The sequence below is a fragment of the Haloferax sp. ATCC BAA-644 genome (genome assembly GCF_000336975.1).
Classification (GTDB): domain Archaea; phylum Halobacteriota; class Halobacteria; order Halobacteriales; family Haloferacaceae; genus Haloferax; species Haloferax volcanii.
Window position 1 is genome coordinate 1 of the sequence record NZ_AOLF01000036.1, and the last position, 26,306, is coordinate 26,306.

Genomic DNA, 26,306 nt, shown 5'->3' on the forward strand with positions numbered 1-26,306 from the left:
TTCGCTACGGCCCGCTCAGGACTTCTTTGCGACCCGCTCTATGAGCGCCGCCAGTCGGTCGAAAAAGTCGGCGTCGTACTTCGCGTCGTCGTCGATGGTCGGCCGGGCGTTCGTCTCCGAGACGACGACCCGCCCGTCGGATTCGAGCAGGTCGACTCCGAGATAGCGGATGCCCAGTTCGTCGGCGACCGACTCGACGAGTTCGCGGTGGCGCTTCGGGAGGGTCACCCCGACCGCCTCCGCGCCGCGGTGGACGTTGTGCTTCCAGCGCCCGCCGTCGCGCGCGCCGTCAGACAGGCGGCGCTCGACCGCGCCGACGACCTCGCCGTCGAGCACCATCGCCCGGTAGTCTCGCGCGTCCGGGAGCCACTCCTGAATCAGGAACGACTTGTCGCCGGTCGCTCGGAAGTCGTGGACGAGGCCCAGCACGTCCGCGTGGCCCGAAAGCGAGTCCGGGTCGTGGGCCTTGGCGATGCCGACGCCGCGCGTCGTGGAGTTCGGCTTGACGACGACGGGGTAGTCGAGGCCCGCCGACTCGACGGCGTCGAGCAGGTCCGACTCGCCCGCCGGGTTCGAGACGCAGACGCTCTGCGGGACCGGTAGGCCGGCGCGTTCGAGCGCCGCGATGACGCCCGCCTTGTTCCGCGAGGTGAGCACGTCCTCGCGCGTGTTCACCCACGGGATGTCGTGTCTGGCGGTGACGACGCCGCCTTCCATCGGCCGCGTGGGATAGACGAAGCCCACGTCGAACGACTCGGCCGGCGGCGTCGAGAGGTCGAGCGCGAACTCCTTGGCGCGGAGGTGTGCCACGTCGATGCCGCGGTCCCCGAGCGGGTCGCGCATTCGCTCGAACGTCTCGCTGGAGGTGGTGACCGCCAACCGAAGCATACGCTACGAGGCGGGGTCCCGGGGCAAAAATGGTGGGTTCGAGGCGAGGCGCGTTCCGAGCACGCACCGACGCGCCGACGCGAACTTACGCGACGAGCAGCTCTTCGCCGCGGTCGACGACGATGCGGCACGGCGGCGACATCTTGTTGTACGCGCGGCGGAAGGCGTCCTTCGCCGTTTCGGCGTCCTCGACGTCGCAGTAGATGGTGAACACCGTCTCGCCCTTGGGGATGCGAGCGGCGGTCCCGACGACCTTCCCGAACGACTGGCGCATCCCGTCGGAGACGCGGTCCGCACCCGCGCCGGTCGCCTGCTTGTTCTCGCGGATGACGTGGTGCGGGAACTTGCGCAGAATCATCTTGTACTGCTTTTCGCCCGCGTGCTTGAGCATGAGGCGGTTGGCGGACAGACGCGCGGATTCGAGCGACCCGTGACGAATCTGCACTTCCTCTTCGACCTTCAGGCTGATCTGGACGGGGTAGTCCTCGGGGTCGGCCTGCAGGTCGCCCATGTTGTGCTGTGCGATCTTCGAACCGGGGATACCCGTGATGTACTCGCGTCGGGTGTACGCCGGGTTCGTAATCTCCCGGTACATAGAGGCGGGTTTGTCTGACATGGTTACTTGTGAAACCGAAGGGTCAGGCGGGCTAAAAACGCTTCGAAGCTTCATTCGCCCGCCGCGGTCGTGTCAGCCCCTCGCACGCCGGTTCGTCGCAGGGACCGACCGTCCCGGCCGGGAGACAGTCTTATGCGCCGCCGCCGCCACGGTTCTGCCCATGCTGCTCGTCTGCGACTGTATGCCTGCGGACGGCCCCGCGTACTTCACCGACGCGCTCGCCGACCTCGCCCTCGACGGCCGCGAGGGGACCGTTCACTCGCTTCCCGACGACGGCCTCCCGACGCTCTCGAACGTCGACGCCGTCGTTCTCACCGGGAGCACCGCGGGCGTTTACGAGACCGACGAGCGACCGTGGCTCGACGACGCGCGCCTGCTCGCCCGCGACCTCGTCGCCCGCGAACTGCCCACGCTCGGCGTCTGTTTCGGCCACCAACTCGTCAACGACGCCCTCGGCGGCACGGTCGAAGCCGGCGACCAACGCCGCGGTATCACCGACGTGAACCTCGACGACGACCCGCTGTTCGACGGCGTCTCCGGACGCATCCCGATGGTTCACGGCGACTACGTCGTCGCCCCCGGCGACCGCATGGAGACCGTCGCCTCCGCGGACTACTACGACCACCTCGCCACCCGCCACGAGGACGCGCCCGTCTGGACGGTCCAGTACCACCCCGAGTTCACGGCCGGCCTCCTCGACCGCGTCGCCGACGACTTCGGCTGGCCCGACGACGACGCCGACCGCGACTTCGACGACGTGACCGCCGCCCGAACCGTCGCGAACTTCGTCGCCGCCGCCGGGCTGGACTGATTAGGCGTCGTCGCTGTCGGGTCCTTCGTCGCCGTCGGCTTTCTCGTCATCGACCGGCGGTTCGCCCGTCTCGGGGTCGAGCGCGACGAACTCGAGCCCCTCGCGGTCGAGCATATCGCCCGCTCGCTCGGTCACCGAGGGCGCGACGAGGACGCCGCGAATCGGCTCTTCGTCACCGAACTCGCGGTGGAGCGCGTCGACGTACCGGCGAAGCTGACTCGCCGCCGAGGGACCGACGCGCCGCCGTTTCAACTCCACGACGACCGGAACGCCCTCTGCGTCCTCGCCGAAGATGTCGATAGCGCCCGCGTCGCTCTGTCGCTCGGTTTCGAGCGGCTCGAACCCCGGTTCGAGGACATCGGGCTCCGAGAGGATGTGCTGACGTAGGTCCTCCTCGCTGCCGACGAGTTCGAGGTCGCTCCGGTCGTTCACGGCGTAGGCCGAACACTGCTCGACGCGCTCGAACTGTACGTCGAGGCGCTCGTCGGGGGTCGTGCGCGTGCTTCTGACCCGAAGCCGGCCGTCGCGGACGCTCGCGGCGTGGGTACAGCCCGGCGGCTGCCAGTTGACGGGCGTCCGCTTCTCGTCGGTGTGGACCAGAATCGAGCCGTCCGGCTTCAGGACGACGAGCCGGTCGCCGGGGCCGAGTTCGCTCGTCGCGCGGCCGTCGTAATCGACCGTGCACCGCCCGAATATCGTCACCATGTCGCCGCGCTCGAAGGCGGCTTCGAGGTGGACGAGGGCGTCGCGGTGCGTCGGCCGGTGGAGTGTGTTCACCGTCATCCGGGTGTCGTCCCGCGGTTCGTCGTCACCGGGGATAAGCCCCGCGTCGCCGCGTCGAGGGACGCTGGTTAGACGGGTCAGTTCGCTGGCAGGCTTATGGTCTCTCCGTGCGTATATCTCCCATGGCCCCTGACTTCGCCCAACACAACCGCATCGAGATGCCGGCCGAGGAGATAGACCGCCTGCTCCGCGAGGAGGGCGTCGGCGTCCTCTCGCTCGCGGACGACGGCGTCGCCTACGGGATTCCCCTCTCGTTCGGCTACGACGCCGACCGAGGGCGGCTCTACTTCGTCTTCCTCCGGCCCGGCGAGTCCTCGAAGAAGGCCGAGTTCGCGGAGCGGACCGCCCGCGCGAGCTTCACCGTCTGGAACGCCCCGTCGCGGGACCAGTGGGAGAGCGTCGTCGTCGACGGCGAACTCCGCCGGGTCGACGACGGCGACTGGGACCGCGTCCGCGACGCGCTCGAAGACAACGCGTGGTATCCGACCCTGTTCTCGGAGACGGAGCCGATGCAGGATATCCTCGGCTGGGAGCTTCGCATCGACTCCCGGACAGGGCTTCAGCGCCGGCGCGCGTGAGCGCCGAGTTCGAACCCCGCGGTGCGCCGCAGACGGGCCCGACTCGAAGCCTGCGACGGGTCGAGTACTTAAACCACCCCGGATAGCGCGGGCGGAGATACCTCCCGCTGTCGGCCGTCTATCGAAGTATGAACACGTCATCTGTCTCCGCCGTCGAACAGTCGTTAACCCGAAACTCGCGCCGCAGCCACGTCCTCTCCGACCCGTCGAGTGCCCTCTCGGCGCTCAGCGACGGCGACAGCCGGCGAATCCTCGCCGCCTGCGACGAGGCTCCGAGAACCGCACAGGAGTGCGCCGAACTCTGTGACGTGCCGCTGTCGACGGTCTACCGGAAGCTCGACCTACTGACCGAGGCGTCGCTCCTCGACGAGCGACTGCGGGTCCAGACGGCGACGCACCACCCGCGGGAGTTCGCGACCAACTTCGACACGCTCTCGTTTTCGTTCGACGACGCCGGCGTGTCGCTCGCGTTCCGGCAGGTCGCCACCGACGGCGGCGAAGACGGCGCGGAGGGCCGGTCGCGATGACCGCGACGCGCACCGCCGCGCGGCGGACGGAGCGAACCGAGACGGCGCTCGCCTCGCCGGAGGTGGACTGATGAGCGCGACGACGACGACGGACGACTACGAGTTCACGTGTTCGCAGTGCGGCGAGGGCTTCGCCGTCAACGGCGGGATGCGCGCCGCGGTCCTCGAACGCGGCTGTCCCATCTGCGGAAGCCCCGTCTCGGATGACGCCTTCGACCCATGTCCCGCGTGAGTCTCGCTTTTCGGTCGCGCCCGCGACCGAACCCGCGCTCGGTCGGGGCGCTCGCCTCGCCGCGTCCCCGGCACCCGAAAAACAGTAGGCTACATATACGTGTGCCACGCGTACTACGAACCACATGAGCGACAGCGCGGACTACACATTCGTCTGCCCGGAGTGTGCGGAGTCCATGCTGGTCAACGACTCCATGCGCGACGCCCTCCTCGAAAACGGCCGTGTCGTCTGCAGCGCCGCGCTCACGACCGACGCCTTCTCGACTACCTGAGCGCGCGCCCGTGACCGAGTCGCGACCGAGTCCGCCGATATCACCCGACTCGACTCTCTCGGGCGTGCCGAGAAGTAACAGTAATTACGTCGGCCGCGAGTCTGGTGGTACGAACCGATGTCTCTGGACCAACAGACCGAACTCTCGCCCGACGAGATACGCGAGGTCCTGTCCCGTCACGAGACGGGCGTCCTCTCGCTCGCGAAGGCGGACGAACCATACGCGATTCCCATCTCCTACGGCTACGACGGCGAGAGCGGTCGGTTCTATCTCCGACTCGTCTCCACACCCGAAAGCGAAAAACGGCAGTTTCTCACGTCGTCGCCGCGGGCCCGACTCGTCGTCCACGAGTCGAACGACGGGAGCTATCGGAGCATCATCGCCGAGGGGACGCTCGAACGCGTCGACCCCGACGAGCTGACCGTCGAACGAATCGTCCAGTACGGCAAGGCAAAGCGTCCGCTGTTCGAAATCTGGGGCGAGACGAAGCGCGACCTCGACATCCAACTGTTCGAACTCGACCCCGAGACGCTGGGCGGGCGCGCCGTCGAACTGGACGCCGCGGAGTCCGACCAGTAATGTCCGCGGTCGTCGCCTCCGAGGCGGCCCCTGTCGCGACGGTCGTCGCTGCGGCGGTCAGCGCGTCCCGCGGCGAACCCCGACTCGCCCGCTCGTAACCTCATGCCCGCCGGTATTCGCGCCACGGTCGAGTTCGACTCGCCGTCGGTCTGCCCCGTCGCCTCGGTCGCCCACTCGACGGACTCCGTCGTCGATTCCGTCTCGACCAGCGTCGTCTCCACCCCCGGCGAGGTGAGCGTCTCCGAGTTCGTCCTTGAGGCCGACGACCCGCCGGACGCGTCCGCGCTCGAACCCATCTTCTCCTACGGTTCGAAGCACCTCTACCGCTACACTCACGACGGGAGCGCCGACTGTCCCTGCGAGTGCCTCGGGGAGTTCGGCTGTCCGGTCGACCGCTACTTCGCCCAGCGCGGCAGCCTGACGCTCGTCTTCCACGCCGCCGACTACGAGCAGTTACAGGCCGTCATCGGTGAGCTTCGCGACCGCTTCCCCGGCCTCGACATCAAGCGCCTCGTGCGCTCGCCCACCGGCGACGCCCCCGGCGATAGCGTCTTCGTCGACCGCGGGAAACTCACCACCCGCCAACTCGAAGTCCTCCAGACCGCCTACGACATGGGCTACTTCGAGCGCCCGCGCGGGGCCAACGCGACCGAGGTCGCCGCCGAACTCGACATCAACCAATCGACGTTCTCGGAACATCTCGCCGCCGCCCTGACGAAACTGCTCGGCGACGTGCTCGAAGAAGGATAGCGACCCGCCGTCGCCGCCGGCCCCCTCGCCATCCGAGTCTGCCGGCGGGAGTATATAAACGTCCCACGCTATCGGGGTTGTCAGTTGGTCCCCGTTCGCCGGTTCTACAACAGTATGAGTCAGGCTTCGCTCCCGTTCGATTTCCGCTCTGCAACGGCCGCCTCCGAACCCCGCGTCGTCGACGACCACGACGAGGTCGACGCGCTGTTTTCGCTTCTCGAAGACGACGACTGCCGACGCATCCTCGACGCGACCGACGGTATCGCCCGCTCTGCGAGCGAACTCTCCGCGGCGTGCGACCTCCCGCTTTCGACCACCTACCGAAAGCTCGACCCGCTCGTGGACGCCGGCCTCCTCTCGAAGCGCCTGCGCATCTCTCGGTCCGGAACTCACACCGCCGAATACGAACGCACCGTCGACGACGTGACCGTCTCCGTCACCCCGTCGGGCGTCGAGGTCCGCGTCTCGCACCGCGACGTGGCGCAGTCGGCGTCGGTGACCGCCTGAGCGCCGGCCCGTCTGAGCGCCGCGCTCGCACGGTTCCTGTCCCGTACTCGCCATCGACAGCGCCGAACGACGCAGTTCGCTGTGCCTACTTAAGATTCTCCTCGTCGTATCGCCGTCGTGTACTCCAACCGCATTCCCGTCTTACTTATCGCAGTCCTCGTGCTTCTCGCCGGGTGCGCCGGCGGCGCGGATGTCGCCCCGGCCGCCGACGCCGACGACACCGATACCCCCACCGACGGCGGTGGCAGCGCGGACACCGGCGCGTCGAGCGACGGCGACGACTTCGAACTGAGCGACCCCGAGCGCCTGCTCCGCGACGCCGGGAGTTTCACCGTCAGTTGGTCGTACACCGGCGTCGACGCGGACGGCGTCGAAACCGCGGTCACCCGCGAGTTTGCCGCCGACCTCGACGCCGAACGGTCGTACAGTCGCACGACCTCGACGACCGACGGCCAGTCCGACGCGGGCGGCGTCGAGCAGTACGTCGCCGACGGCGTGACGTACGTCCGCGTCGGCGGCGACGACGAGGCCACGTACACCTCGTACGAGGGGTCGACGGAGGTTCTCGCCACCGCCATCGCGCTCTCGCAGGCCCGCGCGTACGGCGCTGACGACGACCTGACGTTCGCCGGCACCGAGACGTTCGACGGCGCGTCCGTCGAACGCTACGAACTGTCGGCCGCGAACGAGGCGCTGATTCTCGCCGGCTCGGCCGCGGCGCAAGGCGAGCCCGGAAATCTGGAGGTCACGAGCTTCGAGTACGCCGTCCTCGTCGACGAAGACGGCCTCTCGCGCCACGAATCGTGGGCGTTCTCGGGGCGGATGGACGACGGGACCGAGGTGACCGGGTCGTGGGAGTACTCGCTCACGGGCGTCGGCTCGACGACCGTCGAGGAACCCGCGTGGCTCGACGAGGCGCGGGCGTAGGCGGGGTGACGGTTTCGTTTTTGTCGCGGATTTGAACTCAGCCTGAGAACGGTTGCCTCCCGGATTTGAACCTCACTCGCAACTCTCCGAGTTGCTCGCTGGTTCAGAATCCGGTCGGGTGGCATTTTTACTGCTCACGACTCGGTCGCTTCGCTCTCTCGGTAGTTCGCAGAAAAATGCCGCCTCCCGGATTTGAACCGGGGACAGCTCGATCTTCAGTCGAGTGCTCTCCCAGTCTGAGCTAAGGCGGCGCGATTCGACAGACGCGCAGGAGCGAAAAAACCATTTCGAATTGCGGCGCTACGACCCGCCGTACTCCGACTCCTCCCACCCCGTCACGTCGCTCGGGATGAGTTCGCCGTTGACGTGCCACTCGCGCGGGCGGAACGAGATGCCGAGCAGCGTCGCGTAGAACCCGGCGACGAACGCGACGATGATGTTTCCGGGGACGCCGCCGATGCCGGCGCTCCCGACGAGGGTCGTCCCGTCCGTGTACGTCGTCAACTGGATGACCCACGCGGCGAGCATCACGAGGAACAGCGGCAGGTACACCCGCCGGAGCCGGTGGGCCAGCGCCTCCTCGAAGGGGATTTTCATGTTCGGCGTGCGGTAGTCCTCGCCGAGTTTCTCCCGCCAGTTCTCGTCGAGGACGCCGCCGTCCGGGTCGAGCGCGTACGCCCAGACGTTCTGCTGAATCAGCCGAACCCGAGAGCGCCAGATGTCGTACGCGCGGAAGCGACGCGCCTCGATACTGAGGAAGATGCTCAGCGTCACCACTCCGAGCAGGATGATGTAGTGCGGATGCGTTTGTGCGGAAAACGACCACGTCAGAATCCCGGCCATCAGCGTGATCGCCCAGTTGCTGGTCCGGTCCAGCCGCTCCCGCCACGATTTCATCCGGTGTATCTCACCCCGATAGAGGTGCGCAAACGACGACCCCGGCCCCATCGTCTCGTCGAAGACGCCCGCGCCGATGTGGGTGTCGTCCATTCCCGCGGGAGGTTTCAGCTCCCCGTCGTCAGACATTGTTGTTCGTTTGATGCACAACTACCGGAGGATAAGAGCCTTCTGGGTTACGGACCGAGGACGGTGTCTCCTGCGCTCCGGCCGGCCTCGCACCGGACGGTCCCGTAGCTCAGGGGTGTGAAAAAACGCTCAGAAATCGATTCGTCCGGTACTGAATTCGGAACCCGAATTACAGGCGCGTGACGTTCGTCGCGCGCGGGCCCTTGGGGGCCTGTTCGATGTCGAACTCCACTTCCTGACCCTCTTCGAGGTCCGGACCGCCAACATCTTCCATGTGGAAGAACACGTCGTCGTCCGCGTCGTCAGTAGAGATGAAACCGTAGCCGCCAGTGTCGTTGAAGAAGTCGACCTTACCTTTCGCCATTGCGACTGTACAACGACTCTGCGGACGGATAACCTTTCCGCATGTGTGGGTGTCGCTCGCACAGTCGACGACTCGCCACCGAGCGCCGCCGCTCGCGGTCGTGAAAAACGGAGGAAAGTTCGTCAGTCTGTGAATGTACTGCGGTGAACGGAAGCCTGCTTAGAGGCGGGTGACGTTCGTCGCGCGCGGGCCCTTGGGGGCCTGCTCGATGTCGAACTCGATTTCCTGACCCTCTTCGAGGTCCGGACCGCCAACATCTTCCATGTGGAAGAACACGTCGTCGTCCGCGTCGTCAGTAGAGATGAAACCGTAGCCGCCAGTGTCGTTGAAGAAGTCGACCTTACCTTTCGCCATTGCCTTTGAATCAAACGACCTCACGCTGATAAGTCTTCTGAAGCACGCCTCGGATTCCCGTAGTGCGGTATAGACGACTCTCCGTGGTTAAACCGCCCAGATTCCGCGTCGTTCGTATTGCGTCGTTGATGATTTGGTTGTCGTTTTTCGGAGGTGACTCTCGGCCCCGACGTTCTATTTCGCTCCCCGGCTCCCGGATTTGAACCTCACTCGTAACTCTCCGAGTTGCTCGCTGGTTCAAATCGGTCCGGCGTCGTTTCTTCGATTTGTCGCGCCGCTCAGAATCTCAGAATATGCCGCCTCCCGGATTTGAACCGGGGACAGCTCGATCTTCAGTCGAGTGCTCTCCCAGTCTGAGCTAAGGCGGCTCGCACTCTCCCGAAGCCGGACCGCATCAAAAAGACTTTCGAATCGCCCGTCGGCGCTGGGTCAGCGGTGCCGACCGCCCGTCGCGCTCGCTCGCGCCCGCTCCGCCCGCGAACGAATCCCTTTGAGCATCTTCCGCTCCATGGCGAACTGGACCGGCTCGACGACCAACCGATTCACGACGCGCTCGCGGAGCGTCTCCGACCGCCCGCGGAATCTGACGACCAGCCGCGTCGCATCGGGTGCCACCTCGCGCAGCGCGAAGCTCCACGTCGCCCGGCTCTCGCCGGTCTCCCACCCCGGCGCCCTCAACACGAGGCAGCGCTCGGTGTCCACGAAGGCGACCCGGAACGACGGCGCGCCCGACCCCGGCGGGCCGAGCCGTATCTCGTCGCCCGCGTCGAGTCGCTGGTGTTGCGGGAGGATTCGGTCCGCGTTATGAATCTGCAAGCCGAACAGGTTCTCCAGTCGCTCGTAGCTGTAAAAGCCGCCGCGGCCCTGTCCCAACTGGACGAGCCACGGCCAGACCGCTCGCGCGGGGGCCGTAATCGTAATCGCCCGCGTCGAAGAAACGTCCGCGTCGCCGACGAAGTCGTCGCCGGGGAGCCAGCCCGTCGCCTCGTCGTCGGTCGTCCCCCAGCGTCTGTGCCACGGCCGAACCGCGAGGCGGTACGTCCCGACGACGCCGATTCCCGCGAGACCGAGTGCCCGGATGAGTCGTCTCGTGCCCATTGCCCTCACCGTCCGTGTCCCCTTGGAGAGGAGGTGAGATAACCTACCCCCGAGCGCCCGCGACCCGAACGGTCGCGACCCAGACGACCCCGCCGAGGACCGCGCCGACGAGGTTCGCCCCCGCGTCAGCGACGCCGAACGACCGATACGGGAGCACCGCCTGCACGAGTTCGATACCCGCTCCGAACGCGCCGGCGGCGAGGACGGCCGCCGCGACCTCGTCGCGTCCCCTCGCGCGCACCGCGGACGCGAAGGCGAATCCGAGACCGGCGTACCCGGCCGCGTGGACCCATTTGTCGAGGCCGACGACTCCGAGCGGTCCCATCGGTGCGAGGCTCCCCGGCGGCGTCGGCGCGACCGACGCCGCGAAAACGCCGAGCGCGTACCCGAGGGCGACGGCCGCCCGCCGCGGGTTCTCGCGGAGTCGCGCGATTGGGTTCACTACTCGGTGGTGGGTCCGTCTCGGCCTAAAAGGGTTCGCGTCCTCGTGGCTCGACTGCGACCACACGGAACTAAATAGCAGGTGGAAGACACGTTTCGACTACCGTGTCACTACTCCCCCGCTGGTTCACGTCGAAGAACTTCGCAGTACAGCTCGTCATCCTCGCGTTGGTGCTCGACCCGGTCGGGTTCGTCGGCGGCTACCTCCTCGGTCCGTCGCTGGGCGTCGACCCGCTCGTCGGCGGCGCGTTCGGTCTCGTCGCCGCCAGTGTCCCGATGTCGCTGCTCGTGATGCAACGGAGCGTGTGAGTCGGCGGTTTGGTTGCTCGGGCGGATTCGAACCTCGGTCGCTCACTCCGTTCGCTCCCTGATTCGAATCGCCCTCGGTTCACGAATTCGTGCTCGCTGTCGCTCGCACAGAATTAGTGGGCTCGGGCGGATTCGAACCACTCCGTCAACCTCGCTACGCTCGGTTGCCGCAAGGTTCTCCCGCCCTCACGGAACAGATTTGTGACTCTCCGTTCGGTTCGTCACAAAATCTGATGGGCTCGGGCGGATTCGAACCACCGACCTCAGCCTTGTAAAGGCCGCGTCATAACCAACTAGACCACGAGCCCTGCACCTCAATCGAATCGGTTCGCGCTCATAACGGTTTTCGTTTCGACCGGTCCCCGGAATCCTTAGACGCGCGGCGGCCGTCACGTCCGGCAATGACCTCTCGTGCGCGGACCGCCCTGCTCGTCGTCGCGGTCGTCGTCGCGGTCGCGAGCATCGCGTATCTCACCAACCCCGCGGTCGTCCCCGGCTCGACCGACGGCTACGAACGGACCACGCTCACCGTCGTCGACGACGAGACCGACGAGACCCTGGCGACCGTCGACGCCCGCGTCGCCGACACCCGCGCCAAGCGCTTTACCGGCCTGAGCGACACCGAATCGCTCGCCGAAAACGAGGGGATGTGGTTCGTCCACGACTCGCCTGGCACCTACGCCTACGTGATGCGCGACATGGACTTCCCGCTCGACATCGTCTTCGTCGCCGAAAACGGCACCATCACGCGCATTCACCACGCCGAACTCGACCCCGAGGGGACGAGCGAATCCGACCGCACCCGCTATCGCGGAACCGGGAAGTACGTCCTCGAACTCCCCTACGGCTACACGAACGAGACCGGCATCGAGTCGGGCGACCGGGTCGAAGTCGAGTAGAAGCGAAACGCCCGAAGGGCCGGCGACCGTTGACCCGACCATGACAGCACACGTCGCGGCGCTCTCCGAACTCGAAGGCTGGCGCGCCGAGGAGTTCGCCGCGCGAGTCCACTACCGCGGGGCTGACGACGCTTACAGCATCGAGTACTACGAACCGTCCGACTGCGTCCTCTACTGGAAGGTGAAAGGCGACGGCGAGGTCGCGGTCCCCGTCGGCCGCGACACGGTTCCCGACCCGCTGCGCGAGCGCGTCCGACAGGACCTCGTCGAGGCCGGTATCGACCCCGAGGTCGAAGACCGAGTCGTCTGAGCGGCAAGTGCGACGACGCGTCCGACTCGCCCCGACTCGCCTACCAGTCGGCGTTGCAGTACATCACGAATATTGATACATAGTTGGTATGCATCTCACAATATCTGTATTTGTCCCGACGTGTTGTAGTTGAACGGGTGTCATGTCGACTCGACTCACGAGGAGAAGAGCGCTTCGGGGGCTGGGCCTCGCCGCGCTGCCGGCGCTCGTGCCGGGCGTGTTGCAACCTCGGACCGACGAGGAGTTGCTTTCGGGATGTGCGAGCATCACCGAGTCGGGGCGGTACTCCCTCGACGAAAACCTCGACTGTCTGGAGATTCTTGCCGACGACGTCCGCGTCGACGGCCGGGGCTACGCCGTGAACGGCGAGACGACGATTTCGGGCAGTCGCGTCTCGATAACCGACATCGTGCTGACGAAGGGCGGTCGAATCACCGATTCGAGCCGGGTGACGATTGCCGACTCGCAGGTCGTTGGCCATCCGGACGATTGGAGACCACAGTTCGTTGTCACGGACTCCTCGCGCTGTGCGGTGACGAACACGAGCTTCTTCACGCCGAGCGTCAGGGGCGTGATTCTCGACCGAGTTGAGCGAACCCGATTCGAGTCGTGTACGCTCGTCAGTCCGGTCGTGCTCACGCTCACGGATTCGCACCGAAACGAGTTCGTCGACTCCGAGTTTAGAACCGACACCATCCAGGTCTCGCTGTACGGGAGCACGCAAAACAGCTTCCAACGGAATCTCGTCGACGGAGAAGGTCCCGGCTTCCAACTCCGCGGCAGCCACCGAAACCGCTTCGTCGAGAACGAGGTCGATATCATCATCGCCGGGTTCGAACTCGTTGGAAGCGACCGTAACGCGATTCACAGGAACGTCGTGACGACCGGCCTCTTGGCCCACGGCGTCACGCTGGAGGACTCCCACCGCAACCGACTCATCCAGAACGACCTCTGCGGCGTCAGCCAACAGCCGGTCGTCGAATCCGGCGGTTCGAGCAGGAACACGGTTCGGAACGCCTCCTGTTGATCTACCGGCGGCTCGCTCTCCCACCCGAGTACTTTACTGCGAGCGCCCCCTGAACGGTTGTCGTGTCCCCTGAAACCGACGACGACCCGTTCGAGGACCAGCGCGAGCGGATCGACAACCCGATGCGGCGGTTGTTTGCCGAGTACGGCCGCGAGAACACCTTCGAGTTCGTCGTGGGCGTCCTCGCGAGCGTCGCCGCCCGCGTGCTCGACCTCATGCCGCCGGTCGTCCTCGGGCTCGCCATCGACGCCATCATCCGGCAGGAGACGTCGTTCGCGGCCGGCTTTCCCGTCCTCCCCGAGGCGTGGGTCGCCCCGTACGTCCCCGCGACCAGAGACGGCCAGTTCCTCTTGGCGGTCGGCATCATCGTGTTCAGTTTCACCGCCGGCGCGGTGTTCCACTGGCTCCGCAACTGGGGATGGAACGCCTACGCCCAGCAGATTCAACACGACGTTCGGACCGACACCTACGACCGGATGCAGCTGCTCAACATGGACTTCTTCGCTGACAAGCAGACCGGCGAGATGATGTCCATCCTCTCGAACGACGTGAACCGCCTCGAACGGTTCCTCAACGACGGGATGAACTCCTTTTTCCGCCTGTTCGTGATGGTCGTCGCCATCGCGGTGGTCCTCCTCTCGTACAACTGGCAGCTCGCGCTCGTCGCCCTGTTGCCGGTCCCGCTCATCGCGCTGTTCACGTGGAAGTTCGTCGATATCATCCAGCCGAAGTACGCCGACGTGCGCTCGTCGGTCGGCAAACTCAACTCCCGGCTGGAGAACAACCTCGGCGGCATTCAGGTCATCAAGACGTTCAACGCCGAGTCCCACGAGTCCGACCGCGTCGACGGCGTCTCGATGGACTACTTCGACGCCAACTGGGACGCCATCAACACCCGCATCAAGTTCTTCCCCGCGCTCCGCATCCTCGCCGGTATCGGCTTTTCGCTCACCTTCGTCGTCGGCGGCCTGTGGGTCATCAACGGGCAGGGCCCCGGCCCCTTCACCGGCGACCTCGAAATCGGGGAGTTCGTCACGTTCATCCTGCTCACCCAGCAGTTCGTCTGGCCGCTGGCTCAGTTCGGGCAGATTATCAACATGTACCAGCGCGCCCACGCCTCCAGCGCCCGCATCTTCGGCCTGATGGACGAGCCCGCGCGGCTGGCCGAACAGCCCGACGCGCCCGACCTCGCCGTCTCCGAGGGCCGCGTCGAGTACGAGAACGTGACCTTCGGCTACGGCGACGGCGAGACCATCGTCGAGGACATCTCCTTCGAGGTCGACGGCGGCGAGACGCTCGCGCTCGTCGGGCCCACCGGCGCGGGGAAATCGACGATTCTCAAGCTCCTGATGCGGATGTACGACCCCGACGCGGGGCGCGTCCGCGTCGACGGCCAAGACGTGCGCGACGTGACCATCGCCAGCCTCCGGGAGTCCATCGCCTACGTCAGCCAAGAGACGTTCCTGTTCTACGGGACCGTCCGCGACAACATCACCTACGGGACGTTCGACGCCGACGACGAGGCGGTCGTCGCGGCCGCCAAGGCCGCCGAGGCCCACGAGTTCATCTCGAATCTCCCCGACGGCTACGACACCAAAGTCGGAGAGCGCGGCGTGAAGCTCTCTGGCGGCCAGCGCCAGCGCGTCTCCATCGCCCGCGCCATCCTGAAGGACCCGGACATCCTCGTGCTCGACGAGGCCACGTCGGACGTCGACACCGAGACGGAGATGCTCATCCAGCGCTCGCTTGACGAACTCACGGCCGACCGGACGACGTTCAGCATCGCCCACCGCCTGTCGACCATCAAGGACGCAGAACAGATACTCGTCCTCGAAGACGGCCGCATCGTCGAGCGCGGCACCCACGACGACCTCCTGTCGGAAGACGGCCTCTACGCCCACCTCTGGGGCGTGCAGGCCGGCGAAATCGACCAACTCCCCGACGAGTTCGTCGAGCGCGCCGCCCGCCGGCAGGCCGAGGTCGACGCCGGCAACGACTGAGCGAAGCGCCCACCACTAAGGGTGGGGCCGTCCCTTCTGTCGCCATGCGACTCTCCGAGGCCACCTGGACCGAAATCGCGGACCTCGACGCCGACCTCGCGGTCCTCCCGGTCGGAAGTACGGAACAGCACGGCCCGCACGCGCCGCTCGGCACCGACGCGCTCAACGCCGAATCGGTCGCTGAGGCCGGTGCCGACGCGTTCGACGGCGAGGTCGTCGTCGGCCCGACCATCCCGGTCGGCGTCGCAGAGGAACACCGCGCCTTCGACGGTACGCTGTGGGTCTCGCCGGACACCTTCCGCGCGTACGTCCGCGAGACAATCGAATCGCTCGCCCACCACGGCTTCGACCGCGTCGTCGTCGTCAACGGCCACGGCGGCAACATCGACGCGCTCGCGGAACTCTGTCGGCGCGTCTCGCGGACGGGCGACGTTTACGCGGTCGCGTTCACGTGGTTCGACGCCGTCGGTGACCACTCCTCGGACATGGGCCACGGCGGCCCGTTAGAAACCGCACTCCTCCGCCACACGCATCCGGAACTGGTCCGCGAGGACCGAATCGACGAGGCCCGCGCGGGCGGGTCCGACCGCTGGGGCGAGTGGGTCTCGGGCGTCAACCTCGCCCACGACTCCGACGAGTTCACCGACAACGGCGTCGTCGGCGACCCGGCCGAGGGTGACGCCGAACGCGGCGCGGAACTGGAATCGCTCGCGGCCGACTCGCTCGCGTCGCTCCTCGACGCGGTCGAACGCCGGCAACTCGACTGAGCGGCTCGCAACGGCGGGCCGGGGAGAGCTACTGTTACTCCTCTTCTTCCTCGTCCTCGTCGTCCGCGTCGGCCGCTTCCGCCGCGTCGGTGAGCGCGCCGCGAAGCTGCGGCATCGTGTTGGTGAGTTCCCCGACGAGTTCGTGGGCCTCCTCGACCATCTCGATGAGTGCTTCGAGTTCTTCGATTGCCGCTTCGAGGTCTTCGGGGTCGTCGAACGCCTCGGCGCGCTGGCCGATGACGTACCACTTCTTGGCCTGTCGGACGTGCTCGGCCGCGCCCTCGACGTCGAGGGAGGAGCGGAGGCCGTTGAGGACGCCGAGGACGTTGTCGGCCTCCGCGTCCCACACGTCGTCCGAGTCGGGCAGCGCCGACCGGGCCTCGTCGAGGTGCTCCTCGACGTCGGCGCGCATCTCCGCCGCCGCCTCTCCGAACAGGTCGTCGTCGCCGAGCGTGCTTTGACTCATGCTCACACGTTCGGCGCGCGGGGGTTTAAAAACGACCCCGAAAGTGAAAGTGAAATCGAACGACTCGGTCGCGGTTGCGGCCGTTTTCCGACCTCACTCGACCGACACGAGCTTCATCAGCGGGTAGCCGTCTTCCATCTCCATTTCGGTCCGGACGCGGACGCCCTCGTAGTCGATTTCCATCTCGACTTCCATGAACCGCCCCGTGAGTTCCGTGTAGTCGGCGGTCGACTCGGCGAGTTCGGCGTCCAGCGCGTCGTCGAGGATGTGCACGGAGACCGACTCGCAGTGCGGTTGGTTCTCGATGGCCTCGGCCATGGCTCGTTCGAGACTCCGGGCGCTGTCGGGTGAGACCGGCGTGCCGGCGAACTGGTGATAGAGCGTCCCGAACTTGATGCCCGCCTCGAAGCAGGCCGTCTGCGGGTCTGTGACCATACCGGGAACACCGTCGCTCCGGGTTAAAGTTCGGCGGTCCGAAGGGTCCAGCGAGCGCGAATCGGTCCTTACTTAGCCTCCCTCGTCGGAGGTTACACCGAATGGACCAGCCGGTTTTGCTGACGGGGGCTGGCGGGCGCGTCGGCCAGGCGATACTAGGGCACATCGGCGACGCCTACGACTGGCGGCTACTGGACCGCGAGCCACTCTCCGACGAGAAGATTCCCGATTCGGTCGACTCCACGGAGGTGTACGTCGCCGACGTCACCGACGAGACCGCCGTGCGAAACGCCATGGACGGCGTCCACGCCGTCATCCACCTCGCGGGCGACCCGCGTCCCGAAGCGCCGTGGGACAGCGTCCTGCGGAACAACATCGACGGCACCCAACAGATGTTCGACGCCGCGGTCGACGCCGGCGTCGAGAAGTTCGCGTTCGCCTCCTCGAACCACGCGGTCGGGGCGTACGAAACGACGGACCGGACGCCCGACATGTACCGCCCGCACCACGAGTTCCGACTCGACGGGACGGAACTGCCGCGCCCGAGTAACCTCTACGGCGTGAGCAAGGCCGCCGGCGAGACGCTCGGCCGGTACTACCACGACCACCACGACATCTCGGTCGTGAACGTCCGCATCGGCAACCTCACCCAGCACCACCCGCCGAAGGAGTACGAACGCGGGCAGGCGATGTGGCTGTCGTACCGCGATTGCGGGCATCTCTTCGAGTGCTGTATCGAGGCCGACTACGACTACGAAATCGTCTACGGCATCTCCGACAACGACCGGAAGTACTACTCTATCGACCGCGCCCGCGCGGTGCTCGGCTACGACCCACAGGACAACTCCGCCGAGTTCACCTTCGAGGGCGAACCGCTGGACGAGGCCTGACTGCGGCGTCGGAACTCCGACGTTTGGCCCCGTCGCCCCCCGATTCTTCGGCCAGGCCGTCGCGTGACACGGCCGGGCCGTCGCGTGACACGGCCGGGCATAGACGCGCGAACGTGCCGGGAGAAAATTTATAGAAATTCGACACGAATGGGAGCGTAATGTCATTACTTGGTTCCACTGCGGAGAACTCGGGACTCTCGCTCCGCGACGCGGTGTTACTCGTCTGCTCCCTGTTCGTCTTCCACCTCGGTCGAGGGTGGGCGCGCGGACTCGTCGAAGGGGAGTATCTGATAGGTATCGTCGGCTTGCTCCTCTCCCTCGCCCCGGTCGTCTGGCTCTCGTTCGTCATCAGAAAGGCGTACTTCTGAGACGGTCTCCGCCTCCAGCGACGTTCGACGACTCCCCTCTTTGCTCACTCGAACAGGCCGCTCACGTCGTCTTCGCGGCGTCGCCGCCGGCGGACGTGCTCGCTCAATCGCTGAAACACCAGTCCGCGCTGGGCCTCGTTGCGCACGAAGTCGAACACCATCGCCGTGAACTGCGTCTGCGCCCCGTCACCGATTTCCTCGCGGGCGTACTCGATCGCGTCGGCGACGACCGACTCGTCGTAGCCGTCCAGTTCCTCCGCGAGCGTCTCGGCCGCGACCGCGACGGCGTCGAAATCGAGGTCGTCGTACGTGACGACCCGGCCGTCGAGTCGGAGCGCGGGCGGGTCGGCGGCGACGCCGGGGTCGGCTTCGAGCCGCGCGAGAGATTCTCGAACGCCGGCGAGGTCGACGCCGCGGTAGTCGTCTGCGAGGCCGTCGAGGTACTCCCGCGCGCTCCGAGCGAGGCCGCCCGCGCCGGAGTCGTTGCCGTCGCGGGCGTGGTGGACCGCGGCGGTGAACTGGATGAGGCCGTGGAGGAACCGTTCGTCGTCGCTGCCGCGGTCGAGCGACAGCCACTTCGACTCCCACGCGCCGTGGGCCGCCCGGTACGCGCCCGCGTTGTAGATGGCGACGCCTGCGCGAAGCGAATCGTCCATGCGAACCGTTCGCCGTCCACGAGTAAAGATTCCGCGAAGGGCGCACTCCCGCGGCGTAGGGCTTGCATACTTATCCCTCTCGAGAACCTATGAGGTGTGATAGCACATGAATGCCCTCGAAACCCTCGTCCGAGGTGTCGAACGATGACCCAGTCCCCGGTTTGTATCCGCTGCGGTGAGCAGTATCTGTTCACGCGGGCGTACAAAGGCAACTACTGTCGGGACTGCCACGGGTCGTGGGCCGCGAAGCCCCGGTCAGAAGAGGCGCCTCGCCCCCGTCCACAGCGGTCGCGCACGACCTCGTCGGTCCGCCGCCGCGAGGACGACGAGCGGTCGCCCGGCCTCGAACCGCCGTACGACGAGGCGTAAGCTCACTTTTCGGTCCGGACTGCCGAGTGCGGTCGGCGCTCCGTCGGTCGGTCGAACGCCACGTCCCGACGAGTAGGCACCCGTTAGCGACGGTTAGGAGCTGATTTTCCGTCGATTGACCCGACCGGTGTCACTATACGTCGCCCGGACGAGCGCTATCGAAATGTCGTCCGAGTCGATTACCGTCCATCTCGTCGGGGATTCCACCATGGCCGACAAGGAAGCGCACGAACGCCCGGAGACCGGGTGGGGAATGCCCTTTGCCGACCGCTTCGACGACGCCGTCACGGTGGCGAACAACGCCCGAAACGGGCGCAGCACCCGCACGTTTCTGGAAGAGGGTCGCTGGCGTCCCGTCGCCCGCCAGTTGACCGAGACCGACTACGTGTTCGTCCAGTTCGGCCACAACGACGAGGTGCCGTCGAAAGAACAGCACACGACCGAGGCGGCGTTCGTCGACAACCTCCGGAAGTTCGTCGGTGAGACGCGCGAACAGGGGGCGACACCCGTGTTGCTCACGCCCATCGCGCGCCGCCAGTTCGACGACGACGGCGTCCCGAAAGACACCCACCGCGCGTACGCCGACCTGACGAGAACCGTCGCGCGCGACCGCGACGTGCCGTTCATCGACATGGACGAGCGAACGCGGGCGCTCTTGGCGGAACTCGGCCCCGACGCGTCGACGGCGCTCTACAACCACCTCGAACCGGGCGAACACTCGAACTACCCGGAGGGAATCGCCGACGACACGCACTTCAGCGAACGCGGGGCGCGCCGCATGGCCGACGTGGTGCTCGACGGGGTCGCAGAACTGGACCTCGGACTGGCCGCCCACGTCGAGTCCTGACGGGCTGGTGAGTTCGCGGAGGAGACTCGCTCTCGTTCCCGACGACCCGTAGAACCGGGATCAAATCGAGAGCACAGATGGCTCTCGAAGGTCGGTCCCAAAGAGAAACGTCCTGACGGAGATTTGAACCCACTCACTACGCTCACTACGCTCCCTGTTCAAATCTCCTCGGTGGCCGCTCACCGCAGACAGACCGAGAGCCACAGAGGGCTCTCGGAGAGTAGTGTTCCAAAGAGAAACGTCCTGACGGAGATTTGAACTCCGGTCCCTGGCTCCGCAAGCCAGGAGGATAGTCCACTACCCTATCAGGACTGTCTTGCTGCATCCTTCGGTACTCGACGGTTACTTAAGACGGTTACGATGTGAACTCCCAGTGAACCGCGGGACCACGGCACGAGGCGGGCGTCGGTGTGCCTGCCGCACGCAAGGACTTTTTCGCCGGCGAGCCTAGGCCCGGACGTGAATCGACGCGCGCTCCTCCTCGGAACCGCCGGGCTGTGCGCCTCGCTCGCGGGGTGCGCGAGCGGCGGCGACGCGGCGGAGGGGCCGACGGTGAGCGCCGGCACCGAGCCCGGAACCGCGTCGCCGACGGCGACGGAGACGCCCCGCCGTCCGCGACTCGTCGGGCGGTCGTTCACGCCCACTCGCGCCGACGCGTGCCCTGTTGACGGCGGCGCACTCGCGAGCGAAACCGAGACCGGGTTCTCCGTCGCAGGGTGCGTCTCGGGGGCGACCGACTGCGCTATCGCCCGACTCGCGCGCGCCGACTACGACGCGGCGTCGGACACGGCCACGCTCGTCGTCGAGACCGTCGAGCGAGCCGACGCGGAGAACTGCGCCGAATCGCCGGTCGTCCGCGGCTACGAGGCGACGCTCCGATTCGAAAGCGGCCTCCCCGGTCGGGCGGTCGTCGCCCACGACGACGCGGACGGTCGTCGAGAGGTCGCTCGCATCGATATGGACGCCTGAGGCGTCCGAAGGTTCAAATCCGAGGCCGCGACCACCCCCGTTATGTCGCTCGATTCGCGCGGTCGGTTCGGCGGTCCAATTCGGAGGAAAACAACGCTTAAGCGCCGCCCTTCCCTGTTCGTCCATAGTATGAGTACGACGTTTGGTCTGCCGCGACGCGCGCGCTTCGTTCCGGGAGGTGACGCCTGATGGGCGTCATTCGGGAGGTCTACGACGACCTCGACACCGATGTCGAGTTCGAGGAGTTCGAAGCGGCGGTCAACGACAAGGTCGAACAGATGGGCGGCCTCGCCGACGAGGAGACGGCGGCGATGCTCATCGCCCACGAACTGCGCGACGAGGAGGTCAACGGCATCGCCGACATCGAACCCGGCATGGAGGACGTGAAGTTCCTCGCCAAGGTCGTCAGCATCGGTGAGGTGCGGACGTTCGAGCGCGACGGCGAGGACGAAGACGGGCGGGTCGTCAACATCGAGGTCGCCGACGAGACCGGCCGCATCCGCGTCTCGCTGTGGGACGAGATGGCCGCCGGCGCGAAGGAGAACCTCGAAGTCGGCACCGTCCTCCGCATCGGCGGTCGCCCGAAGGACGGCTACAACGGCGTCGAAGTCAGCGCCAGCAAGGTCGAAGAGGACCTCGACGCCGAGGTCGACGTGCAGGTGCTCGACAGCTACCGCGTCGAGGACCTCGCGCTCGGCCTCTCGGACGTGAACCTCGAAGGCAAGATTCTCGACGCCGGCACCGTCCGGACGTTCGACCGCGACGACGGCACCGAGGGTCGCGTCTCGAACCTCTCGGTCGGGGACCCGACCGGTCGCGTCCGCGTCACGCTCTGGGACGAGCGGGCGGACCTCGCCGAGGAGCTCGAACCCGGCCAGTCGGTCGAGGTCGTCGACGGCTACGTCCGCGAGCGCGACGGCTCGCTCGAACTCCACGTCGGCTCCCGCGGCGCGGTCGAGGTCATCGACGAGGACATCGAGTACGTCCCCGAGACGACGGACATCGAGACGCTGGAACTCGGCCAGACGGTGGACATCGCCGGCGGCGTCATCGAGGCCGACGGCAAGCGCACCTTCGACCGCGACGACGGCTCGGAGGGACAGGTCCGAAACATCCGCGTCAAGGACGGCACCGGCGACATCCGGGTCGCCCTCTGGGGCGAGAAAGCCGACGCCGACGTCGACCTCGCGGACTACGTCGTCATCACCGACGCGGAGATAAAAGAGGGCTGGCAGGAGGACCTCGAAGCCTCCGCCGGCTGGCGGTCGTCCGTCGCCGTGATGGACGAGGCACCCGAGGGCGCGGCCGGCACCGACGCCGGCGATTCGGCACCGACGCCGCCCAGCGACCAAGGTCTCGGCGCGTTCTCCGGCGGCGGGTCGTCCGATGGCTCGTCCGGGTCGTCCGGCGGCACGTCCGCCGCGAACGGCGGGTCATCGTCGGCCGCGACCGACTCGACCGAGTCCGCCGGCGAGTCGGTCGAGTTCACCGGGACGGTCGTGCAGGCCGGGACGCCGGTCATCCTCGACGACGGCACGCAGACCAAGACCGTCGATACCGACGCCGACCTCGGTCTCGGCGACGAGGTGACCGTCTCCGGGACGGAGACCGACGGCCGCATCAGCGCCGAGTCGGTCGAAGTCCACACCGGCGCACAGCAGTAGGACGGATAGACCGCCGGTCGCCGGTTGCTGGTCGCCGGTCACCCACCGCCCCGCCGTCGGCGGGCCGTCGAACCTGACTCAACGCTCGCCCGGTTTTCGCGGCTCCTCGGCGCGAAATTCGACCGCTCGGGAGCGCTCCGTGCGATATAATACAGAAGGGGCCGCGACGGAAAGGATTATACGCCGCACGGACCCGATATGTGGGTATGAGTGTCGAGCTACCGTTCGCCCCGGTAGACGCGATTATCCGGCAGAACGCAGGTGAGTTGCGAGTGAGCGCCGGCGCCGCCGAGGCGCTCGCCCGCCGGATTCAGGACCGCGGCGCGGAACTCGCGATAGACGCCGCCGACCGGGCGACGGCGGACGGTCGCAAGACGTTGATGGCCGAGGACTTCGGCGTTCAACAGGTCGTCGACCGCGACGAACTCTCCCTTCCTATCGCCCCCATCGACCGCATCGCCCGCCTTCGAATCGACGACCGCTACCGCGTCGCGATGGACGCTCGAATCGCCCTGGCCGATATCCTCGAAGACTACGCCGTCAACGTGGCGGACGCCGCCGTCAAACTCGCCCACCACGCCGACCGGCGGACGGTCCAATCCGAGGACATCGAGACCTACTTCTCCCTCTTCGAATAATGCAATTCGGCTACAGCGAAACGTGTCTCGACCACGACACCGGGCCGCGGCACCCCGAGACGGCCGACCGACTCCGGGCCATCCGGCGCGGGCTGGCGAAGCGCCACGGCGTCGAGTACGTCGACGCCTCGCCCGCCGAGAAATCCACCGTCGCGGCCGTCCACGACGACGGCTACGTCGACGAGTTCCACGAGTTCTGTCTCGACGGCGGCGGCAACTGGGACCCCGACACCGTCGCCGTCGAGGCGTCGTGGGACGCCGCGCTCACCTCCGCCGGCCTCGCGGAGTGGGCCGCCCGCACCGCCCTCGACGGCGACGACGGCCGCGACACGCCGTTTTCGCTCGGTCGCCCGCCGGGCCACCACGCCGTCGAGGACGACGCTATGGGATTCTGTTTCTTCAACAACGCCGCCGTCGCCGCGCAGGCGGTCATCGACGACGGCCTCGCCGAGCGCGTCGCCATCTTCGACTGGGACGTCCACCACGGCAACGGCACGCAGGACATCTTCTACGACCGCGGCGACGTGTTCTACACCTCCATCCACGAAGACGGCCTCTACCCCGGCACGGGCGAGGTCGACGAGACCGGCGAGGGCGACGGCGAGGGAACGACCCTCAACGTCCCGCTCCACGCCGGCGCGGGCGATGCCGACTACGTCTACTCGTTCGACGAGGCCATCGCCCCCGCCGTCGAGCGGTTCGACCCCGACCTGTTCATCGTGAGCGCCGGCTTCGACGCCCACCGCCACGACCCCATCTCGCGGATGCGCGTCTCCACCGAGGGCTACGCGATGCTCACCGAGTGCGTGCAGGAGCTCTGCGAAGAGACCGACACCGCCATCGCCTTCGTCCTCGAAGGCGGCTACGGCCTCGACACGCTCTCCGAGGGCGTCGCGACCGTCCACGAGACGTTCGACGGCCGCATCGCCATGGACCCCGAGGAAGACCCCGACGAGAAGAACGTCGAGCTAGTCGACGACGTGCGCGCCGCTCACGGCCTCGGCGCGAAGTAGCGACCCAACTCGGCATCGAACGACTCCGCGAGCGCGGTCACGTCGCCACCGACGAGCACGTCGTACCCGTCCTCTCTGAGCGTCGACTCCACGTGTTTTCCGAGCGCCACGTCGAACAGCGCGTCGCTTTCGAGGAAGCCGGTCGCCGTGGTGAACTCGCGCTCGCGCTCGACCACGTATCGGTCGCCGTCGAGGAACGGCCCGTAGTGGTCCTCGCGGTCCTCGTACGCGCCGTAGAACCCTTCTGCGTGCTGGCGGACGTGAACTGGTGGCCCCTCGTGGCGCTCGACCGCCGGGCGCTCGGCCACCGAGAGTTCCGCGAACAGGACGGCTTCGCCCTGCCCCTCGCCGTCGGTGTCGGTGTCGGCGAACGCCGCCCGACGGAACACGTCGAAGCCGCGTCTGTCGAGGCCGTCGGCGACGCCGGTCAGCGATTTCCTGAGCTGCGGGTAGAGCTGGTCGTCCACGAGGTCCGGGCAGTCGAAGACGACGGCGACGGCCGTGGTGCCGCGGCGGTCGAGGTGGCTCCGAACGCCGTCGGCGTCGAGCGCCGGCGGGTCGGGCCGGAAGAACAGCGATTCGCGCGGGTCGGAAAGCAGGTCGCGGGCGTAGTGCTGGAGTCGGGCGACGTTCTCCGCCGAGCAGACCGCCGCGACGTTCCGCTCGGGGTCGGTCGGGTCGATGACGACGAGCGGGTCGGAGAAACGCCGCGTTCCGTGGTCTTCCGGGTCGAACTCGACCTGCGGGCTCCAGTCGGCGGCCGCCCGGAGCAACGGTTCGAAGCCGCCGTGTCCGACGACGAGGAGTTCGGCGAGATAGCCCGAGAACCCCTCGGTTCGGAGGTCGCTCCCGTAGGCATCGATACCCTTCAGGAAGCGCTTGAAGACGCGCACGTCCGCCGCGAGGTCGTCGTCGAGGCGCTCGGTCAGGTAGGCGTTGTGAAACGGCGTCCGGTCGACCGCCGAGCGGATGTCCGAGGCGGACGGCACGTCGTAACAGGGGACGAGGTCCACGTCGAAGCCGTCGTAGTCACCTTTCACGTAGGGGTGTTCGGCGTACTCCTCGTGGCCGTCGGGGAGGACGGCGTGACCGACTTCGAGGCCGTACGCTTCGAGTTCCTCGCGGCCGAGGTCGGCCGGAAAGCGCACGAACAGGTCGATGTCGCGGTCGCCCGAGAGCCACGTGCCGCGGGCGGTGCTGCCGACTTGCAGCGCGTCGGCGTCCACCGGCAGGTCCGCGAGGGCGTCGTACACGCGGGATTCGAGGGCCGCCGCGGCGTCCGCGAGCGCCCGACGCTCCGCCTCGTCGGGGTCGATACGCTCGCGGACCGCGGCGACGACCGCGGCGAGGTCCGAGTTCGTCATGCCCGCTGGTTTCCCGCGGGCGGGCGAAAGCGTGACGGTGCGCTCGCGACCGCGTCAGGCGGTGGCATCCGCCAGCCGTCGGTTAAAAACGAAAGCCCTATCAAGAAACATCGAATACGAGAGAGTGCAGACGAAAGCCGCCGTAGCTCAGTTGGTAGAGCACCTCGCTGTTAACGAGGTTGTCCCAGGTTCGAGTCCTGGCGGTGGCGCTTCTCCATTTCTCATCCCGACGAGCGGTTCGTCTCCGGTTCGTCGGCGACGGCTTCTGATAAGACATAAGAGGGACGACGGGAAAGAATCGGCCGAGGGCCCCTAGCTCAGTCTGGTCAGAGCGCTCGGCTCATAACCGGGTGGTCATGGGTTCGAACCCCATGGGGCCCATAATAATTTTAGCCGGTTTGTTGATGATGAAAAAGGCACTCTACGGACCCTCTCGCGCCTACATTCGCCGTTTTCGCGAAATCTCAAAACGCCCGAAAATTCCAATTCCATAAGCTCTGCTTACGGACCGGCCCGCAGTCGGGCGATAACTTTAGCCGGGGGTGTTCGGTAGATGTCGCAGA

Annotated in this window: 35 protein-coding genes and 6 tRNA genes; 25 read left to right on the top strand and 16 right to left on the bottom strand. The window is 66.8% G+C overall.

What is annotated here, in order from left to right; genetic code table 11:
• Positions 1–15: 15 nt before the first annotated feature.
• Together C458_RS15725 and C458_RS15730 are read right to left on the bottom strand one after the other, a co-directional pair.
• Entirely contained in the window at positions 16–888 is an 873-nt protein-coding gene (locus tag C458_RS15725; RefSeq protein ID WP_008577172.1) for a RimK family alpha-L-glutamate ligase, read from the bottom strand.
• 85 nt (positions 889–973) lie between these two features.
• Positions 974–1,504, bottom strand: a complete 531-nt coding sequence (locus tag C458_RS15730) for a 50S ribosomal protein L16 (protein ID WP_004044437.1) — start codon at positions 1,502–1,504, stop codon at positions 974–976.
• Between the two features lie 160 nt (positions 1,505–1,664).
• Here C458_RS15730 and C458_RS15735 point away from each other — a divergent pair, with 160 nt between their 5' ends.
• Positions 1,665–2,315 carry a type 1 glutamine amidotransferase gene (locus tag C458_RS15735; RefSeq protein WP_008577173.1) on the top strand — a complete coding sequence of 217 codons (651 nt, stop codon included), beginning with the start codon at positions 1,665–1,667 and terminating at the stop codon, positions 2,313–2,315.
• On the opposite strand, the gene nucS is transcribed toward C458_RS15735, so the two are convergent.
• Complete coding sequence (nucS, locus tag C458_RS15740) at positions 2,316–3,098, bottom strand: endonuclease NucS (protein WP_008577175.1); 783 nt, start codon at positions 3,096–3,098, stop codon at positions 2,316–2,318.
• A gap of 122 nt (positions 3,099–3,220) precedes the next feature.
• Here nucS and C458_RS15745 point away from each other — a divergent pair, with 122 nt between their 5' ends.
• The 8 genes from C458_RS15745 (at position 3,221) to C458_RS15775 (ending at position 7,469) form a co-directional block, all read left to right on the top strand.
• On the top strand, positions 3,221–3,676 hold the full coding sequence (locus tag C458_RS15745) for a pyridoxamine 5'-phosphate oxidase family protein (RefSeq protein ID WP_008577176.1): 456 nt from the start codon (positions 3,221–3,223) through the stop codon (positions 3,674–3,676).
• 128 nt (positions 3,677–3,804) lie between these two features.
• On the top strand, positions 3,805–4,203 hold the full coding sequence (locus C458_RS15750) for a helix-turn-helix domain-containing protein (protein WP_004065264.1): 399 nt from the start codon (positions 3,805–3,807) through the stop codon (positions 4,201–4,203).
• 70 nt (positions 4,204–4,273) lie between these two features.
• Entirely contained in the window at positions 4,274–4,435 is a 162-nt protein-coding gene (locus C458_RS15755; protein WP_008577179.1) for a zinc ribbon domain-containing protein, read from the top strand.
• Between the two features lie 124 nt (positions 4,436–4,559).
• The gene (locus C458_RS18560) at positions 4,560–4,706 is read left to right on the top strand and encodes a hypothetical protein (protein WP_008577181.1); all 147 of its coding nucleotides are present in this window, start codon (positions 4,560–4,562) and stop codon (positions 4,704–4,706) included.
• A gap of 117 nt (positions 4,707–4,823) precedes the next feature.
• Positions 4,824–5,285 carry a pyridoxamine 5'-phosphate oxidase family protein gene (locus tag C458_RS15760; protein WP_008577183.1) on the top strand — a complete coding sequence of 154 codons (462 nt, stop codon included), beginning with the start codon at positions 4,824–4,826 and terminating at the stop codon, positions 5,283–5,285.
• A 102-nt stretch (positions 5,286–5,387) separates the two neighbouring features.
• Positions 5,388–6,035, top strand: coding sequence for a DNA-binding protein (locus C458_RS15765; protein ID WP_004044429.1), 648 nt, complete (start codon positions 5,388–5,390; stop codon positions 6,033–6,035).
• Positions 6,036–6,149: 114 nt separating this feature from the next.
• Positions 6,150–6,542, top strand: coding sequence for a helix-turn-helix domain-containing protein (locus C458_RS15770; protein WP_008577186.1), 393 nt, complete (start codon positions 6,150–6,152; stop codon positions 6,540–6,542).
• A gap of 117 nt (positions 6,543–6,659) precedes the next feature.
• A complete protein-coding gene (locus tag C458_RS15775) occupies positions 6,660–7,469 on the top strand; it encodes a hypothetical protein (RefSeq protein WP_008577188.1) in 810 nt (269 codons plus the stop codon).
• Between the two features lie 177 nt (positions 7,470–7,646).
• On the opposite strand, the gene C458_RS15780 is transcribed toward C458_RS15775, so the two are convergent.
• The 7 genes from C458_RS15780 to C458_RS15810 form a co-directional block, all read right to left on the bottom strand.
• Positions 7,647–7,720, bottom strand: a tRNA-Phe gene (locus C458_RS15780).
• Positions 7,721–7,769: 49 nt separating this feature from the next.
• Positions 7,770–8,495, bottom strand: a complete 726-nt coding sequence (locus C458_RS15785; protein WP_008577190.1) for a DUF2270 domain-containing protein — start codon at positions 8,493–8,495, stop codon at positions 7,770–7,772.
• 169 nt (positions 8,496–8,664) lie between these two features.
• Positions 8,665–8,859 carry a cold-shock protein gene (locus tag C458_RS15790; protein WP_004057909.1) on the bottom strand — a complete coding sequence of 65 codons (195 nt, stop codon included), beginning with the start codon at positions 8,857–8,859 and terminating at the stop codon, positions 8,665–8,667.
• 159 nt (positions 8,860–9,018) lie between these two features.
• The gene (locus C458_RS15795; RefSeq protein ID WP_004057907.1) at positions 9,019–9,213 is read right to left on the bottom strand and encodes a cold-shock protein; all 195 of its coding nucleotides are present in this window, start codon (positions 9,211–9,213) and stop codon (positions 9,019–9,021) included.
• Between the two features lie 294 nt (positions 9,214–9,507).
• Positions 9,508–9,581: transfer RNA gene (locus C458_RS15800), tRNA-Phe, on the bottom strand.
• A gap of 61 nt (positions 9,582–9,642) precedes the next feature.
• Positions 9,643–10,311: a hypothetical protein gene (locus C458_RS15805; RefSeq protein WP_008577192.1), complete on the bottom strand. Its 669-nt coding sequence runs from the start codon at positions 10,309–10,311 to the stop codon at positions 9,643–9,645.
• 43 nt (positions 10,312–10,354) lie between these two features.
• Positions 10,355–10,753, bottom strand: coding sequence for a VanZ family protein (locus tag C458_RS15810; RefSeq protein WP_008577194.1), 399 nt, complete (start codon positions 10,751–10,753; stop codon positions 10,355–10,357).
• Between the two features lie 104 nt (positions 10,754–10,857).
• Between C458_RS15810 and C458_RS15815 the strand changes: the two genes are divergently transcribed.
• The gene (locus tag C458_RS15815) at positions 10,858–11,061 is read left to right on the top strand and encodes a hypothetical protein (RefSeq protein ID WP_004044421.1); all 204 of its coding nucleotides are present in this window, start codon (positions 10,858–10,860) and stop codon (positions 11,059–11,061) included.
• Positions 11,062–11,295: 234 nt separating this feature from the next.
• Here the strand turns inward: C458_RS15815 and C458_RS15820 are convergent.
• Positions 11,296–11,369 (bottom strand) — tRNA-Val (locus C458_RS15820).
• A 93-nt stretch (positions 11,370–11,462) separates the two neighbouring features.
• Here C458_RS15820 and C458_RS15825 point away from each other — a divergent pair.
• The 5 genes from C458_RS15825 to C458_RS15845 all read left to right on the top strand — a co-directional run bounded on the left by C458_RS15825 (position 11,463) and on the right by C458_RS15845 (position 16,064).
• Positions 11,463–11,960, top strand: a complete 498-nt coding sequence (locus C458_RS15825) for a DUF192 domain-containing protein (protein WP_008577195.1) — start codon at positions 11,463–11,465, stop codon at positions 11,958–11,960.
• A 40-nt stretch (positions 11,961–12,000) separates the two neighbouring features.
• Positions 12,001–12,270 (top strand): hypothetical protein, encoded by a 270-nt coding sequence (locus C458_RS15830; protein ID WP_007274880.1) that lies wholly within the window; start codon positions 12,001–12,003, stop codon positions 12,268–12,270.
• 142 nt (positions 12,271–12,412) lie between these two features.
• Positions 12,413–13,297: a NosD domain-containing protein gene (locus C458_RS15835; protein WP_008577196.1), complete on the top strand. Its 885-nt coding sequence runs from the start codon at positions 12,413–12,415 to the stop codon at positions 13,295–13,297.
• A 62-nt stretch (positions 13,298–13,359) separates the two neighbouring features.
• A complete protein-coding gene (locus C458_RS15840) occupies positions 13,360–15,297 on the top strand; it encodes an ABC transporter ATP-binding protein (protein WP_008577197.1) in 1,938 nt (645 codons plus the stop codon).
• A 44-nt stretch (positions 15,298–15,341) separates the two neighbouring features.
• The gene (locus C458_RS15845; RefSeq protein WP_008577198.1) at positions 15,342–16,064 is read left to right on the top strand and encodes a creatininase family protein; all 723 of its coding nucleotides are present in this window, start codon (positions 15,342–15,344) and stop codon (positions 16,062–16,064) included.
• Positions 16,065–16,098: 34 nt separating this feature from the next.
• Here the strand turns inward: C458_RS15845 and C458_RS15850 are convergent, their stop codons facing one another.
• On the bottom strand, positions 16,099–16,530 hold the full coding sequence (locus C458_RS15850; RefSeq protein WP_008577199.1) for a DUF5790 family protein: 432 nt from the start codon (positions 16,528–16,530) through the stop codon (positions 16,099–16,101).
• Between the two features lie 93 nt (positions 16,531–16,623).
• Positions 16,624–16,965 carry a dihydroneopterin aldolase family protein gene (locus C458_RS15855; RefSeq protein ID WP_008577201.1) on the bottom strand — a complete coding sequence of 114 codons (342 nt, stop codon included), beginning with the start codon at positions 16,963–16,965 and terminating at the stop codon, positions 16,624–16,626.
• 101 nt (positions 16,966–17,066) lie between these two features.
• Between C458_RS15855 and azf the strand changes: the two genes are divergently transcribed.
• The gene (gene azf / locus C458_RS15860; protein WP_004065250.1) at positions 17,067–17,855 is read left to right on the top strand and encodes an NAD-dependent glucose-6-phosphate dehydrogenase; all 789 of its coding nucleotides are present in this window, start codon (positions 17,067–17,069) and stop codon (positions 17,853–17,855) included.
• A 158-nt stretch (positions 17,856–18,013) separates the two neighbouring features.
• On the top strand, positions 18,014–18,223 hold the full coding sequence (locus C458_RS15865; protein ID WP_008577204.1) for a hypothetical protein: 210 nt from the start codon (positions 18,014–18,016) through the stop codon (positions 18,221–18,223).
• 44 nt (positions 18,224–18,267) lie between these two features.
• On the opposite strand, the gene C458_RS15870 is transcribed toward C458_RS15865, so the two are convergent.
• Positions 18,268–18,879: a DUF309 domain-containing protein gene (locus C458_RS15870; protein WP_008577206.1), complete on the bottom strand. Its 612-nt coding sequence runs from the start codon at positions 18,877–18,879 to the stop codon at positions 18,268–18,270.
• 144 nt (positions 18,880–19,023) lie between these two features.
• On the opposite strand from C458_RS15870, the gene C458_RS17980 reads away from it, so the two are divergent.
• Positions 19,024–19,248 carry a hypothetical protein gene (locus tag C458_RS17980; RefSeq protein ID WP_004044408.1) on the top strand — a complete coding sequence of 75 codons (225 nt, stop codon included), beginning with the start codon at positions 19,024–19,026 and terminating at the stop codon, positions 19,246–19,248.
• Between the two features lie 163 nt (positions 19,249–19,411).
• Positions 19,412–20,095: a rhamnogalacturonan acetylesterase gene (locus C458_RS15875; protein WP_008577208.1), complete on the top strand. Its 684-nt coding sequence runs from the start codon at positions 19,412–19,414 to the stop codon at positions 20,093–20,095.
• 239 nt (positions 20,096–20,334) lie between these two features.
• Here C458_RS15875 and C458_RS15880 read toward each other — a convergent pair.
• Positions 20,335–20,407 (bottom strand) — tRNA-Arg (locus C458_RS15880).
• 147 nt (positions 20,408–20,554) lie between these two features.
• Between C458_RS15880 and C458_RS15885 the strand changes: the two genes are divergently transcribed.
• The 4 genes from C458_RS15885 to C458_RS15900 all read left to right on the top strand — a co-directional run bounded on the left by C458_RS15885 (position 20,555) and on the right by C458_RS15900 (position 24,379).
• Positions 20,555–21,064: a hypothetical protein gene (locus C458_RS15885; RefSeq protein ID WP_008577209.1), complete on the top strand. Its 510-nt coding sequence runs from the start codon at positions 20,555–20,557 to the stop codon at positions 21,062–21,064.
• A gap of 188 nt (positions 21,065–21,252) precedes the next feature.
• On the top strand, positions 21,253–22,728 hold the full coding sequence (locus C458_RS15890) for a single-stranded DNA binding protein (RefSeq protein ID WP_008577211.1): 1,476 nt from the start codon (positions 21,253–21,255) through the stop codon (positions 22,726–22,728).
• Between the two features lie 206 nt (positions 22,729–22,934).
• The gene (locus C458_RS15895; RefSeq protein WP_004044404.1) at positions 22,935–23,366 is read left to right on the top strand and encodes a histone; all 432 of its coding nucleotides are present in this window, start codon (positions 22,935–22,937) and stop codon (positions 23,364–23,366) included.
• Positions 23,366–24,379, top strand: a complete 1,014-nt coding sequence (locus C458_RS15900) for a histone deacetylase (protein ID WP_008577214.1) — start codon at positions 23,366–23,368, stop codon at positions 24,377–24,379. Before C458_RS15895 ends, C458_RS15900 begins: the two co-directional genes overlap by 1 nt.
• Here C458_RS15900 and cca read toward each other — a convergent pair.
• Entirely contained in the window at positions 24,358–25,743 is a 1,386-nt protein-coding gene (gene cca, locus C458_RS15905) for a CCA tRNA nucleotidyltransferase (RefSeq protein ID WP_008577215.1), read from the bottom strand. The genes C458_RS15900 and cca overlap by 22 nt on opposite strands.
• Before the next feature lie 136 nt (positions 25,744–25,879).
• On the opposite strand from cca, the gene C458_RS15910 reads away from it, so the two are divergent.
• Positions 25,880–25,952 (top strand) — tRNA-Asn (locus C458_RS15910).
• Positions 25,953–26,049: 97 nt separating this feature from the next.
• Positions 26,050–26,124 (top strand) — tRNA-Ile (locus C458_RS15915).
• Positions 26,125–26,306 lie beyond the last annotated feature (182 nt).